The 16,075-nt window shown below is 62.0% G+C and carries 2 protein-coding genes; both read left to right on the top strand.

Features of this window, described 5'->3' with window-relative positions; all coding sequences use genetic code 11:
- Positions 1-711: 711 nt before the first annotated feature.
- Positions 712-15,069: an autotransporter-associated beta strand repeat-containing protein gene (locus BV106_RS28060; protein WP_265596151.1), complete on the top strand. Its 14,358-nt coding sequence runs from the start codon at positions 712-714 to the stop codon at positions 15,067-15,069.
- Between the two features lie 222 nt (positions 15,070-15,291).
- Entirely contained in the window at positions 15,292-15,972 is a 681-nt protein-coding gene (locus tag BV106_RS28065) for a hypothetical protein (protein WP_038170317.1), read from the top strand.
- Positions 15,973-16,075: the final 103 nt, after the last annotated feature.

Below are 16,075 nucleotides of genomic sequence, written 5' to 3' on the forward strand. Positions count from 1 at the left end.
GGCATAGCCGGTACAGACAGGGGCGGTCAGCGCGTTGTTGCGCAGGCTGCCCCTGCTTGTTTTAGCCCAGGGAAAGCCAAGCGCATTTCGGATTTCGCTACCTGAATAGGCATCCATGTCTCGATCCTGCATCTCGCGGCAAGGATGACGCCAAGGAGAGGGAGCATCCCCGCAACGCTTTCAGCGTTGAACAGAACCTCGGCTCGCTTAGGGCTCCTTCAACATTGGGCTGTGCTACAAATCCCCTTCGAGGACTGATCTCGACCTGAGCAGAGTCGATTCCAGGGTGCCCACCCCAGAACACCCGCGTTTGGTTGACTCACCTCAGGCGGACAGAAGGCCCGCTCCCATCGAGCTTGGCCACACTGTTTGTTCGATCCTCATCAAACGAGCATTTACGACGTATCGAGAAATTATGGCAGCTAAACACAGCCACTTTTCTTAGAAATATTTATTCTCGGATCGAAAGTTTTCTTCTTCTAGAACCGGAGCTTTTTGGTATTTCTGGATTCATTCATTTCGAGAAAATTCCGTCCAGTTATCACATCGTCGTTACCCGCGCTTCACATTGCGGCTACAAACGCGTGCCCAAACCGTCTCTGCGCAGCCGGCCGGGCGATGCGGCGGTGGCCCGTGTCTTTTCTCCCAGGGGTGCCTCTATCATCCCTACTTCTCTTTTCTGACCTCAAAAACTTCGCCTTCGCGACTGCCATGAACTCCTCCCGACGCCCTGCTTTCCGAATCCTTCAGGCCCCATTGATTGCGGCCATCGCAGCAGCCTGGGGAGGGTTGTTCGCGCCCGGGATCACCGCTGCGGACGGGACCTGGGTGGCCACCAGTGGCGGGACCTACTACTGGCTGGACACCAATGCGGGCAATGCCAACACCCCCTTCGTGCCACCGTGGGGCGTCATCGGTGCAGGCACCTCAGAAGATCCGTTCATCCTGGGCCCCATCCCCAATCAAGTGGGGGACGTCGCCAATCTCAATAACAACATTGCCGGAAGCCAAACCATCATCCTCAGTGTGCCCATCACCTTGGGCACTCTGAACATCGGAGACGCCGATTCCAGCCACGCCTACACCATCGCTCCTGGCACAGCAGGCAAGTTCCTATTGGACGTCACCAGTGGCAACGCTGCCATCAACAAGACCGGCACCGCCACGGATGTGATTTCGGCCGCCGTCGAGCTGCAAGATCCCACCATCGTAAATGTGGCCACGGGAGGGCAGCTCAATCTGACCGGAACCGTTTCGGGGGCCACCACGTTGAGCAAAGAAGGCAAAGGCACGCTGCTCTTGGGTGGAGCCAACACCTACAACGGAGGCACCACCCTGGTTGACGGCACGGTCACGGTCGCCTCCAGCACCGTCGGCGGCCTTGCCGGGTCATCCATCAGCTCCGGTCCCCTGGGCACCGGTACCGTCACCATCGCTTCTGGAGGCACGGCGACATTGAGATCTGACTCGGGCTCCCTCCGCACCCTGGCCAATGCACTGATCGCCAACGCCGACTTCAACCTTGGAGCACTGGGCTCAGGCTCTCTCATGCTGGGTGGTACCGTCAATCTTGGTGCCGGATCGCCCCGCACCATCACGGTCACAGGCAATCAGTTCATCACCGGAGCCGTATCCGGTGGCAGCCTGAGCGTGGCAGGGACCGGCACGCTCCACCTGCGGGGCGCAAACACGCAATCCACACTCACGCTCGGGACTGGGAGCACGGTGGTCGTTGGCACCACCACCGCCTTGGGAGCCGGTCAGGTCACCGTCAATGGGGCCACGATCGCCTCCGACACGGCCCGCACCCTGACCAACGCATGGTTGCTCAATGGAGATCTGACCCTCGGAGGCAACCCTCTCAACGCGGGAAGCTACGACGGCCTGCTGACCCTGAGTGGCACCATCAACCTCAATGGCACCCGTACCATCACCACCAACACCTCTGGTGTTCCCACGACCATCACCACGGTGGCAGACACATTGAGCGGCGTCATCTCCGGTGGGGCATTGATCAAGGCGGGAAATGGTCGTCTGGTACTTTCCGCTACCAACACCACCATTACCGGCATCACCATCAACCAGGGCGTGCTGGCGTTTGGGGCACCTGCCAACCTTGGCAACAACCCTGGCACCGTGGCGGCTGGCGCAGGATTCATCACCCTCAACGGTGGCACGCTCGCCTACACGGGGACCAACCAGCAGAATGCACAGACTAACATGGGAGTCGCCATCACTGCGGCCTCCACTATCCAGGTCAACGATGCTGGCGGCACTTTTGTGCTCTTCAACAACACCGCGGCAACCATCACCGGCACAGGCAACCTCAACAAGACCGGACTGGGTGCACTCCACATCGTTGGCAGCGCCAACAGTTCCTGGTCAGGCACGCTGAACATTGTGGGCGGTTCCGTCATCGCCGGCTCTTCAGGTGCCGCCAGTACAGGCAGTCTCCTGGCCGCCGTGACCGCCATCAACGTCCAGTCGGGCGGCACTTTTCGCATCCTCAACGGTACCGCCGCAGGGGGCATCAGCACCGATCGCGTCAACAATGCCGCGGGCATCACCCTGAACGGCGGCACACTGTTCTTCGACACCACCCCGACTGCCGGCTTCGACTATGAGGAAACGCTTGGTGCCATCACGCTCAACCGGGGCAACAACACCATCACCTCAGACGGAGCCAGCGCCACCGTCGGGGACACCTCCATCCTCACGATCACGAACCTGGTGCGCACGGCTGGCACGAATCGCGGTGTGGTGAACTTCAACTCCGCCGACGCAGGACTCCTCGGAACCAGCGATCGCAATCGCATCATTCTCACCAATCTCAATGGCTCCGCCCCTGCGGCTGGCTTCATCGGAGGCTGGGCCACGGTGGGCACGGCGGCTTCCGGTACGGCCGCCGAGTGGGCGAAGTACGACGCCACCAACGGTGTGACCGCCTTCGCCGCCACCGACTACAATGCAGGCGGAGCCTTTCTCGAAAGCAGCATGACGGTCGCCACCTACCATGCCAAAATCGCCGCTGCCACCGCCGCCACCACCACCTTCGGAGGAGCACGAACCGCCGGTTCCCTGAATATCTCGTCCACTGCGGCCGCTGGGAACCAGACCATTGCCCAGGCCGGGTTCAGCTACACGATCGACAGCGGCGGCATTCTGGTCAGCGGCACAGCCACCACCACGGCTCACAGCATCTCAGGCGGCAGTCTGCTGGTCGGCAGTGGCAATGAGCTCCTCATTCACCTCATCGGCTCGAACGCTCTCGGCATTGGCTCCTCGATCAATGGCAGCATTGCCGTCATCAAGAGCGGCGCCGGTGTCCTCACGCTCACCGGCTCCAACGGATTCACCGGTGGCCTGTTTCTTCATCAGGGTACCATCCGCCTTGTAAACTCCGTTTCCGGCAGCAGCAGTGCCCTGCCTACGGCCAACGCCATCACCGTGGTGAACGGCATCCTCGCCGGGAACAGCAGCAACCCGCTGGTCCTGGGCAACAGCATCACCATTCACGACAGCCTCACTCTCGGTGATGCGACGGGCACGGGGCGGAACATCCTTACCGGTGCCGTCAACCTGGCCGCCCCTACGGAAGGCATTGCCTCCATCATCGCTCACACCAACACCACCACCACGATCACCGGCAACATCTCGGGCGGCAGCCTCCGCATCGCCCAGGTCGGTGCCACCGGCAGCGTGGAGCTTGCAGGAAACAACACTTTCGCCTCCACTGACCGCATTCAGGTGGACTCCGGACTGCTGGGAGTGGGATCCTCGACCGCACTTGGCTCCGCCAAGATCGTCCTGAACGGAGGCGGCATCTTCAACGCTCTTGGCTACCGCGGCAAGGTCCTCAATGACGTCCTCATCACCGCCAGTTCCACCATCGGCAGTGCCGCCTATCTGGAAAAGACAGACCTCGCCGGCACGGTGGACCTCTCCGGCACCTCCCGCCAGCTCACCGTCAACGGCATCCATCAGGAAATAAGCGGCCGCATCACCAACGGTGGCTTTGTGAAGGAAGGCAACGGAGTCCTGATCATCTCCGGGTCCTTGAACGATTATCTCGGCGGCACCACCCTCAATGACGGGGTCACCTGGCTCCGGGGCAATGCCACCCTTGGCGCCAACGTTGCGGGAAACAACATCGACCTGTCCGTGACGGCCAATCGCGATGCGGTGCTGCGGCTCGACGGACCGCAGAACATTGGCAGCAATCAGATCCTCTCCCTGGCCAGCCAGACCGCTACCGGCATGCCTACCCTGGTCCTGGGCACGGGGTTCTCAGGCACCACCGCCGCCGTCCCCCTGATTGACTTCAACACCACCGGCACGGGTATTCTCAATGTCCGCCTCAGCAACAATACCAACGACAAGGCGATGCTGGTGCTGGACGGCTGGGCGCTAAAGCATGACCTCATCGCCGAGACCAACGCTGCGGCCCCCAATGCCCAGATTTGGATCGGCACAACAGGGGCCAACGGCTCCATCGCCACCGCCATCTCCGCCGGGCAAGGGAGCCTCTACCGCTTTGGCGGAGGCAGTGAGTCCAGCGTCGCCAGCAACAACGCTGCCGGGGTGCTCACTCTGGAGGCGAACGTCCTCGGCACCGCCACGGGCATGATCATTGGCGCCCCCAACGCCACCGGTCTGTCCAACATCTCAGCCACCAGCCACGCCGTCTTTCTCAAGGGTGACCAGAGCAACTTCGCGGGATCCGTCACGTTTGGCAACGGGGGCACCGCCGTCGTCGCCAGCGGGCTGGCGATGGGCACCGGATCTGTGGTGAACCTGGACATGGGCGCTGTCGCCAACGGTCTGGTTGCCTTCCGCAACAGCGGCTACAGCGGCTACACCAACGTCAACAACAGCTACAGTGGCAAGAACCTCAATGTCATCAGCGACTCCCGCATCCGGGTGGACGCCGATGGCGGCGGCCGCTCCTATGCCGTCCAGTTTGGCACCCTTGGCATCGGTGTCGTAGGAGGCGCCACCCGCACCTTTGAAGTGCAGGACGCCTCAGCCAACGGCGAAATCCAGTTCAACACCGTCACCGCAAACTACAGCGGCTCAGGGACGGCCACCCTGGCCATCAACATCGGAGGCGGTTTCACTCGCTTCGAGAACGGCATCGCCCAGTCAGGGGCTGGCACAATTAATCTCACCAAGAGCAACAGCACCGGCACTTTGATTATCGACGGCACCTCGGCCCTCACTGGCATCACCACCATCCAGAGAGGCACCGTCATTCTCACCGGGACACAAGGCCTCTCCTCGGGAGGCCTGGTGCTGGGCAACGGAAGCGCCACCGCCACGGAAGTCGCCGCCCTTCACCTTCGCAACGACGCCCTGAACTCATCTTACAATTTCGGGGCCATCTCCTTCACCAGCGGCACCGCCGGCCAGCAGACTCTCCTGACCGGGGCCATCACGAACACTGGCCTTACCGGAGGCACCCAGACCCTTGACGGCGCCGTCACCGTCAGCGGCCCCCGCACTCTCGGCGTCCAGGCACTGCAGGGCCGCACGCTCAAGTCAACCGGCGCCTACTCCATCACCGGTGCCGCCGCGGAAACGTTCACCATCAACGTGGACCAGGGCAAATTCGAAATCAGCGGCAGCATCGACAGCACCACGGTGACCACCGCCATTACAAAAGGGGGGCGAGGCATCCTCACCTTGAGCGGAAGCAACAGCTTCAGTTCTGCCACCACATCCGTCTCCATCAGCAGCGGCACGCTGGTCCTCGCCCACGATCTCGCCCTCGGTGCCGCAGCCAAGACCGTCTCCTCCACCGGCGGCAGCTCGCACAACGTGTACGCCTCCGGCACTCGTACGATCGCCAACAACATCGTGTCCAACTCCACGGTCACCCGCATCTTCGGCGGCATGGACAGCGGCTCCAAAACCTTCTCCGGCACCTTCAGCAACTCCGGAGCGGGCGGCTCTATCGGATTTCATGCGGCAACTGGCGGGGATACGACTTTTTCGGGCATTATTTCCTCCAGCTCCACCACCGCCGTGAGCTACTTCAAGTACGGCCAGGGCCGGGTCATCCTCTCTGGAGCCAACACCTTTGGCAACGCCTCCTCCGGCACGGACCTCACGGTGGCCCGTGGCACGCTCGAAGGCATTGCCCAGGCGGCGGCCTCCCCCTTTGGCGCGGCGACCAATGACCTCATCATTGCCGGCGGCACCCTTCAGCTCACCGGCATCGGTGTCACCACCAACACCTCGCTGGCCACGCTCACGGTTGGCGGCACGAACCTTGGTGGCTACCTTCACCTCCGCGATCTCGCCTCCGGGGACAGCATCAACACCCAGCTGACCATCACGGCGGGCTCCGGGCAGCTCACCCGCACTGGACGCGGGGCTCTGGTCATCATTCCTCAGTTCGGCAATCTCGGCACCGAGGAACGCCTCACCTTCTCCACCGCCCCGGCCACGATCAACGGCATCCTTTCCCCCTGGCTGCTCACCCAGACCAGCGCCGCTGTCACGGATGGCAACTTTGTCAACATGAGCGGCACCAATGTCATCGCCAAGACCTACACACCCGGCACCACTCAGGGGGATCTCAATCTGATCGCCACGACGGCTGTTTCTGTCTTCGACAACGACGTCGCCACCACCCTCACTGCGAACAAGAGCGTCTTCGCCCTGCGCACGAACAACAGCATCAATCTTGGGAACTTTGACCTGAGCCTCGGCGATGTTGGCAACACGAACCCCGCTACCAACAACCCGGTGGCCGGCTTGATCCTCAACAATGGTGCGGGCATCTCCAACGGACGGATCCTCACCAATGCCTCTGAGACCGTGCTGTACGTGGGCGGCGGCAGCACCTCCACCATCAGTGCCTCCATCCGGGGTTCATCCCTCACATCCTCCATCTCCACTCTTTCCACCAATGTCCTCTCCAAGACCGGCGAGGGCACGCTGATCCTCAGCAGCACGGGCAACACCTACACCGGAGCCACCAACGTGATCGGGGGCACCCTCCGCGCCGGGGCCACCAATGCCCTGGGTCGCCGCACCACCAACGGCCTCACCATCGCCTCCGGCCTGACCATTGCCGCCGGTGCGACCTTCGACATGGGCACCCTCGGCTTCGACCAGCGCATCGGCAGCCTAGCAGGCCAGGGCACCCTCCAGCTGGGGAACAGACAGTTGATCGTGGGCGATGACAGCACCAGCACCGTCTTCGCCGGCCAGATCACCGGCACCGGCACCATCATCAAAACGGGAACAGGCGCCCTCGACTTCCAAAACGTGGACGCAGCCAACCCCAACAGCTTTGGCAACCTCTATGTGGACCAGGGCATCGCCCGCTTTGTTATTTCCGAAGGAGCCCCCCTCCCCTATGTCGTCAATGACCAGTTCCTCGCCACCACCACCAGCTCCATCCCCTCCGGTACGCTGGTCACGTTGCGCGGGGGTGAACTCCGCTTCTTCATCGCCGAAGACTTTGGCACGGGCATTTTCAACTCCCTCAACACTGGTGTGAATGTCAACGTCCTCTATGGCGGCACGATCAACTCCGCCAGCGGCTACGCCGTGGGAGCCTTCACCGAGAACAAGTTCATCAACATCAACAACCTCACGGTCAACGAGACCACGGTCACCTTCTCCAATGCCAACACGGTCGGCGTCAATGTGGCAGGCACCACCACCATGACCAACAACGCGAGGCTGGCCATTTCCAACGACACCACCTTCAGCGGACAGATCACTGGATCAGGCAACAAAGGCTACACCCTCAACAAGACCGAGGCCGGGAACCTGGCCATTGCCAACTCAACCAACGACTACGCGGGCGGCACCGTCGTCACCGGCGGCCGCCTTCTCTTTGGCTCCCGCAACCTAGCATACGACTACGTCCACAACGTCAACACCTTCACCTACAACAGCACGGCCAAAGCGGGCACTGGTGACATCTGGATCAACCCCAACTCCCAGATCCGCCTTAGCGAGACCAACCTCCATGCCAACCAGTTGCTCTACATCCGCAGCGCCGGTGCTCCAGGAGTGGCCAACGCCAACCAGAGCCGTCTGGAGATGATCAACGACGCGAGCCTGGCCAACTACCACCTGCGCAGCACCACGAGCGGCGCCCTCACCCTCATGACGGGAAGCCAGAGCAGCCAGAACGGCGTCCATCCCGGGCGCTACACCCAGGTCATCGATCTGGCGATGGTGGGCAACGGCATGTGGGGTCTCGCCGCCGAAGACTTCGACGTGACCTACGACGCGGCCACCCTGGGTGCCGGGGCGGGCAATACCTACCGCTTCTTTGGCGGGGCTCAGCAGCTCAACTTCAGCCGCGCCAATGTCCTCACCGGCACCGCCCGCGTCGAGGTCGGCATGTCCATGGGCACCCTTGGCGCCGCTCCCGGCAGCTCCGCAGCCATTGTCATGATCAACGCGGACCAGAACTACACCGGTGAGACCGTTGTTCACTCGAACCGCACCACCGGTGGCATCGCCAACGTGCTCCGGGTGCTGGCCGATCTTTCCCCCTCCACCAGCATCGAAAACTACGCGCGCGTCGAGCTCAATGGCTCCGGCCGTCTCACCGATGACAGCGGTCAGCAGGTCATCGACTACATCGCCCGCGGTGGCTCCAGCCTGCGACTCGACTATGACGCCGGCTTTGCCCCCTTCGTCAGCTCCCAGTCAAACTACCTCTCTGACACCAGCGTCGGCACCGGCATCAATGCAGGCCCTCTCACCAACAAGTGGCAGGATGACCTCGCCATGACCCTCGTGGGTTCCCAACTCAACATCGTCAACGCCAACTCCCGGGACACCACAGAAATCATCGGGGGCCTCAACGTCTTTGGAGGCGGTGAAATCTACCTGGAGAGTCGCACGGCCGGGGCCACCAACCTTCTCATCAACGGCGCCATCAGCATGAATGCAGGCTCGGTGCTCACCTTCCGCGCCCTCACCAACACCGTGCTCAATCCCGCTGGCGCCTCGAACCGCAAGGTGCTGATGGGGAACCCGGCCGACATCCCGGCCTTCATCACGGTGAACGCCGTGACCCAGGCCATGATTTCACCCCGGTTTGTCACCGCTACCAGCAGCGCAGACATCCCCTACACCTTCACGACCTATGACTCCGTGCTGGGGTTCAGCGCGGCAACCTTCAATGTCACCAGTGCCGGCACCGATCTCAGCACGGGTGCCAACGACGGCACGGCCATCGTCGATGTCACCGCGGTGGCCACCCCATCGGCACCGGCGGACATTCTCGCCCTCCGCGCCCGCCAGAACATCAACGCGGGCAGTGCCATCACCATCCGCAGCGGTGGTCTCATCCTCTTCCCCGGAACGGCCGACACTGGCATCACCATCGGCACCAATCTCAACTTCGCCAACGGCAGCGCCGTGGACGCCTACATCTGGACCAGCCGCAACACCAGCCTGCAAACCCATACGATTTCAGGAAACATCACGGCCGCCGGCCTCATCGTTTCCGGAGTGAGCCAGCTCAACCTCAGCGGAAACAACACCTTTAGTGGAAATGCCACCCTCAACGGTGGCATCCTCCAGTTCAACAGCGTGGCCTCCGCCAATGGGCTCGGCTCCATCACTCTCCACAGCGATTATCACGAGAATCGTGACTTCGGCGGCGGGGTACGGCGCAGCTACGCCCGTCTCAATCTCACCGTCGCCTCCGGCGCCGTGAACTTCAACAAGGACCTGATCATGGGCGCTGGCGTGCCCTTCGCCGAGTTTGTTCAGAGCGGCCAGGACGTGGAGTTCACCATGGCCAAGCTCATCTTTGAAGACGCTGGCAGCACCGGCTCCCTTATTTCCTTTGGCAACGGCAACAACGCCGACCTCGCCTTTACTGGCACCACCACGCTGGGCGGCACTCTCGTCAACATCAACGTCGGCGGCTCCAGCAACACGGTGCGTCTCGCAGGCGTCGTCTCCGGTGGCGCAAAACTGGTCAAGACCGGTGGCCAGGAGCTCCGTTTTGACTCAGAGGTCAACACCTTCACCGGAGGCATCGTGATCAACGAAGGTCTCGTGGACATGGTCAGCGCAGTCAATGGCGCCCACCTCGGCACCGGCCCGGTGGAAATCAATCGCGGCACCCTCCGCTCGCGCGGGGACACCGGTCTGGTCAACTACATGAGCAATCCCAATGGCATGCTCACCGTCCGCGGCAACGGCACCATCCTTGATGTTCGCCGCGTGTCTGGCACCACCACCATCGCCCATCTCTGGGGCAGCGCCTCCTCTGTCCTGCGCACTGAGAACAGTCCGTTCATCATCGTTCAACAGTCCGGCAACGTCCAGCTCCGCTGGGTGGGTGACGTGGTCATCAATGACAACCCCATCATCCGTACGGACACGGAACTTGACGCCAGCTCCGTGCGCGGTGCCCTGGTGTTCGGCAACCAGCTGGCCAACACTGAAGTGAGCGGGTCCGGTTTCATCTACAAGTACGGGGCCGGTACTTTGACCTACAACTACAATGCGCCCAGCACCTACAGTGGTGGCATCCAGGTTTCCCAGGGGATCCTCCGGGCCAACACCGTGAACGACTCCTTCACGACCGGCTCGACCGGGACCGGTGGCATCTACATCGCACCCGGTGCCTCCATTCATGTACAGAGCCTTGCCAACCTCAACAACAGCTCCGCCACCATCCGCCAGTTTCACAGCAACAGCACGGCCACCGCCGTGCTCAGCCTGACTGGCGCAGCCTTGAACACTGCCAATCCCACCAGCTTCCTCAGCGCAGCAGCGGTCACCAGCGGCAATGCCAATGGCAGTGTGGTCAACACCCTGGGTGGGGGCTCCAATGGTGGCGTCATCAACCTTCAAGGGGTCACCTACACCGGCAGCCTCGACATGGGCTCGCTCTTTGGCGGCTACTGGTTCCTTGGCGGCGGTGTCTTCAACAATGCCACCTATTCCAACGCCACCCTCGGGGTGGGTGCTGGCAACGTGTATCGCCTGGGTGGTGGTGATGGCCAGATCATCTTCAACCAGGCCAACGTCTTCACGGGGTCGGCCAACCTGCTCATTGGCAAGGCCCTTGCCTTCCAGGGCGGCGGCACAGTGCAGATCACGAACAGCAACAACTTCACCGGCACCCTGGTGGAGGTCACTCAAAGCCGGAACCGGTTCGGGGAAAGCAACGGCATCCAGCTCACCAGCAACACGCTTCAGACCAACCAAGGTGGATTCGGTTCGGCGTCCACCCCCTTTGGCACCGCCACCGTCCAGCTCGTCGGCACCCTGCAGTACTTCAGCAGCAACGGATCCAACGTTAACAACTTGGGCACAGGGAATCGCAACGCCGTGGTGTTCCACATCGGTTCCCGGCTTCTTTTTGACAACGACAACGGCGTCACCTCCACCGCCGTGAACAGCAACCAGGGCCGCTGGGCGGACAATGTCGGCATCGCCCTCAACGGCTCTGTCATCCAGCTGGCCGGTGAGGGGGTCACTGCCAACACCACGGGTCAGAGCGAGACGGTGGGAGCAGTCACCTTCGATCGCGGTTCCGCCGCCCGGGTCGTACGCCAGGCCGACGATGGTGCTGAGTTCGTCTTTGCCTCTCTGCTGCGCACCGGTAGCGGAACGCTCACTCTAACCCACACGGCCAACATCCTGGGCACCAACGCCACTAACGCCAACAACAATGCCGCCAACGTGGAGCGCATCATGGTAAGCGCTGGCGTTGGCACGGTGGGAACTGGCATCGCACTGGAGTCTGGCAGCACCGCCGGCACCGATCTCCGCTCCCTCGTAGGCAATGATGCGGACATGCTCAACCCCTACATTGTAAGCCGCTCCGAACGCCAGTTCACCCGCTACAACGCCACCAACGGCATCCAGACCTACTTCACCAACGGCACCACCACTGCCAACCACTACCTGCGCGTTCAAACATCGAACCAGACGATCGGTGCCGGGCGCTCCATCGCCAACGCTGGCATCACGTCCGTCACTGCCGGGACTGCCGCCTTCGGCGGTTCCGTCACCATGGCCAACAACGGCACCGAGATCCTCGATGTCAGCGCCGTCACCGCCACCCTCGGCTCTGACACCGACGTGCTGGCCGTCCGCCTTGGCGGCTCGGGCGGCTCCATTGTCGCGGATGCGGCCAACCTCTTCACCACCCTGACCATCCGCAGCGGCGGCCTCATCGCCGGCACCACCGACAACGCCAACGTCATCCGCACCAATCTGATCTTCGGCAAGGCGGGCAGCCTGCGCGAGGCGTTCATCTACATTGATCAAAACACCCTCACCATCGACGGTCAGATCCAGGCCAGTGGCATCACCAAGTTTGGTTCCGCGGGCAATGACGCCGGCGTACTCACCATTGCCCAGGACCAGGCCAGTTTCGCCGGCACCTGGACGGTGAACGGCGGCACGCTGCAAGTCATGACCAGCTACGGCCTCGGCACCAACGGCACGAACGAGATCGTGCTCAACGGCTTCGTGAACCCAGACGGCGGCAGCGACCAGAACTTCAAAACGGAACTGCGGTTCAACCTCAACTCCACGGGCAACGCCGTCTTTGGTGATGCTTCCTTGAACCGGTTCTACCACGGCACCATCACTGCCTGGAACCAGAACACCATTCGCGCCGTCACGGCCAATGACCGCCAGTACCAGATCGGCAACATCGACGCCAAGACCACCTACACCGCCGGCATGACCATGCCCGGGGTGCTGCAATTCCGCGTGGACGGCAGCCGCACCCGCCTGCTCACCGGAGAGGTCCGCCTGTTTGACGACTATGCCCTCTATGTTGATGCCTCCAGCTTTGGGCCGGGTTCCACCGTGGGCGTCATTCCCGCCCTCATCAACAACCAGGGTGACTACGATGTGACCAAGCTCGGCGACGGGGTCCTCTACTTGGGCGACATGTCCGGAGCCAACGGCCTCTCGGGCAGTCACTTCTTCACCGTCAACGAAGGGGCCGTGCGGGTCTCCAGCAATGGCTCCTTCGGCACTGCCGCCATGACCGCCATCATCGACAACGGCGGTGCCATTGACGTCGCCGTCGCCAACTACGCCTCCACGGCCACCCTGGTCCAGCAAAACGGATCCATCGAGCGCTGGTCAGTGGACGGGGCTCGGGCAACGGGCTTCAACCTGGCCAGCGGCGTGCACCTGCAGATCAATGCGGACCAGACCGGCACGCAGACACTGGGGCTCAACGGGGGCTCCGTCATGGGCTACCTCGCCATTGACCTGGATGAGATTGCCGTCATCCGCACCCTCGGCAGCAATGTCGACATCAACCTGCTGGCAGACAGCTTCCTCGGTCAACCTTACGTGGGCGGTGGCGCTCACCGTTTCTACGACATCGGCAAGGTCAACGCCTACAACAACCCCTTCGATCCCCGCCTCCAAGGTACGATGCTCCAGATCAAAGGCGACATCAGTGGCAACTTCAACCTCACGAAGATCGGTCAGGACGTCGTCCTCCTGGCTGGCACCAATACTTACAAAGACACCATCGTACGTGAAGGCGTGCTGATGGCCGGGGCGGACAACACCCTCCCCGGCACCGGAAGGGTCACCACCACGGCCAACGGCGTGCTGGACCTCAATGGTTTCCACCAGATCGTCGGCAGCATTTCCGGCAGCTCCGGCATCATCACCAGTGGTGCCACCACCCGCACCACCCTGAGCACGGGTGCAGACGGCTCCAGCACGACTTACACGGGTGTCCTGGCCCAGTCCATCCAGCTAAACAAGGTGGGCGCCGGAGAACTAACGCTCGGCTCCGCTCCACTCAGCGCCGTTGTCACCGCAGACAGCACGGTCGTGACCGGGATCGCCAACACTGCCAATCTGGTCGTCGGCATGTCCGTCAGCGGCCCAGGCATCCCGGCCGGAGCCACCATCTCCCGTATTCTCAGCAGCAGCTCTGTCGAACTCTCCACCAAGGCCACCGCCTCCGGCACCAGCCTTGCCGTGGGCAACACCCACAACGGTGGCAACATCTTGACCGGTGGCAAACTGAAGGTCTTCGCCGATGCGGCCCTGGGCACCGCCCCCAGCACGGCCGCCATCGGGTCTGACAACCTCACCTTCAACGGCGGCACGTTGCATGTGGCGGAAACCTTCGAGGTCAACTCCAACCGGGGCGTCCGCCTCAACGCAGGTGGTGGCACCGTGGAAGTGGATGACACAAAGACCTTCACCATCTCCAGCATGGTCGCTGGAGTGGGCCAGTTTGCCAAAACAGGAACCGGTCTGCTTCAGTTCAACACCGCCAGCACCCACACCGGGAAGACCTCCGTGGATGCCGGGACCTTCAAGATGGGCTCCAGCGCCTCCCTTGCGGACTCCAGCTGGATCGAGGTAAAAACCGGCGCGGTGCTGGATACGGTGGCCGTGGCCGGCGGTGCCCAGGTGGATGGAGTCGTCAGTGGCACGGGCACCGTGAACGGCTCCCTGGTAATTTCCAGCAACCGCGGCAGCGCCAACTCCTCCGGTGTCCTCAAGCCGGGCGGGGCTGGCACCGATCTGGTGGCCAATGCAGGCGAGCTCAACGGCACGCTCACGATCAACGGGAACCTGACCCTTGACGGCGCAGCCACCGCTACCACCCGGGCAGTCTTCAGCGTCACCACGGCCACGGTCAACGACTCTGCTGGCATCCTCGCGGCCACGACCAGCAACACGCTCACGAACTACCTGGTGAGCAATGAAGTGACATGGAATAGTGCCACTCCGGGAAACCACGATGTCCTCGTGGTCAACGGCACCGTGGACTTCCACTACAATGGTCAGATTGAAGTCATCAATTGGAACCCGGTACTGGGCGATGTCGTCGATCTCATGGACTGGAGCACCGTTCTCATGAATGACTTCCGCCACGGTGGTGACCTTCTCACCAACGCCCGGGTGGGAGGTGCTGTCGGAGACCTTATCCTGCCCACCCTTGCGTCCGGTCTCACCTACGACATGACGCTTTTCTACACCAGCGGCATCGTGGTAGTCGCCCCTGAGCCAGGCCGGTTCATCCTGCTGGCCTTTGGCCTCAGTCTCCTGATGTTCCGCCGCAAACGTTAATTGCGACAGGCCGGAACCAGGCATCTCCGTTCACGAGGATCTCGAGCAACGCCCCCACCCCGGTGGGGCGGGTGTTGAGGCCATGCTGCGCCCCATCGTCCTCGCATGGGCAGCGATAACATGCATTCTGAAAAAATGACATTTATTGACACCTTTATGAGTACACCTTATTCGTCGCGATCACCTGCCCGGTGATAACATCGCACTAAAACCCTTCCTTCCATGTATCTCCCCACGCCTGTCCGGCTATTGCTGGCAGGTGCCGTGCTGTATGCCGGCACCTACATCGCCCTTCGTGTCACCAGCCATGTCGTGATCTACGACGGCCGCGTCCTCCTCGGCTCCTGGACGGCTGGCCCGTCATTGCTGGATCCCAGCGTCTCAGACCAGTACTTTCATGTTTCCAACTTTAGCGGTGGCCTCTTTGCGCCCCTGGCTGCGGTTGACGGAGCCATCAACAGCTCGCCCCCCTTCAATGACAAGGCCGGCATCACCCCGTTGCGCGGTAAGCTTTCCAAAAAAGAAGCTGAGCGTCAACTTCCTGACAAACCGGACGGTTGGTCTGTGGTAGGTGGATGGTATGAGCACCAGGAGAAAGACCGCCATGAGAGTTACCACGTGATTCTGAAGACATCCACGGATCCCGTAGCTTCTGACAGTCAACTGAACGACCTCGCCTACAAGCTTTCCAAAGGCACCCCTCCCGGAGGTGCTCCTGAGGTGCAGAAAATCCCCCATCCACAGACCATCGACATCCACACTTTCAGCACGGAATCCAACGTGTTCCGCGGTGCCGGACACGAGGGTCAATGGGCGGAGATCGTGGTCGATGACGGCCAACTTCTGGCGCTCGTCAGCTGGGGTCGCAGCGTTCCTGCCGAGGGGGAAGCCGCAGCGCAATAGTATCGGCATCACGCCTACTTACTGCCTTTTCCATCCATCTTGGGGATGTCGCGTCCAGCACAAAGCTGGCACCCGACATCCCCTTTTTCTTGTTGCTCATGAT

Origin of the sequence: Verrucomicrobium sp. BvORR106, assembly GCF_000739655.1 — a bacterium.
GTDB lineage: Bacteria > Verrucomicrobiota > Verrucomicrobiia > Verrucomicrobiales > Verrucomicrobiaceae > Verrucomicrobium.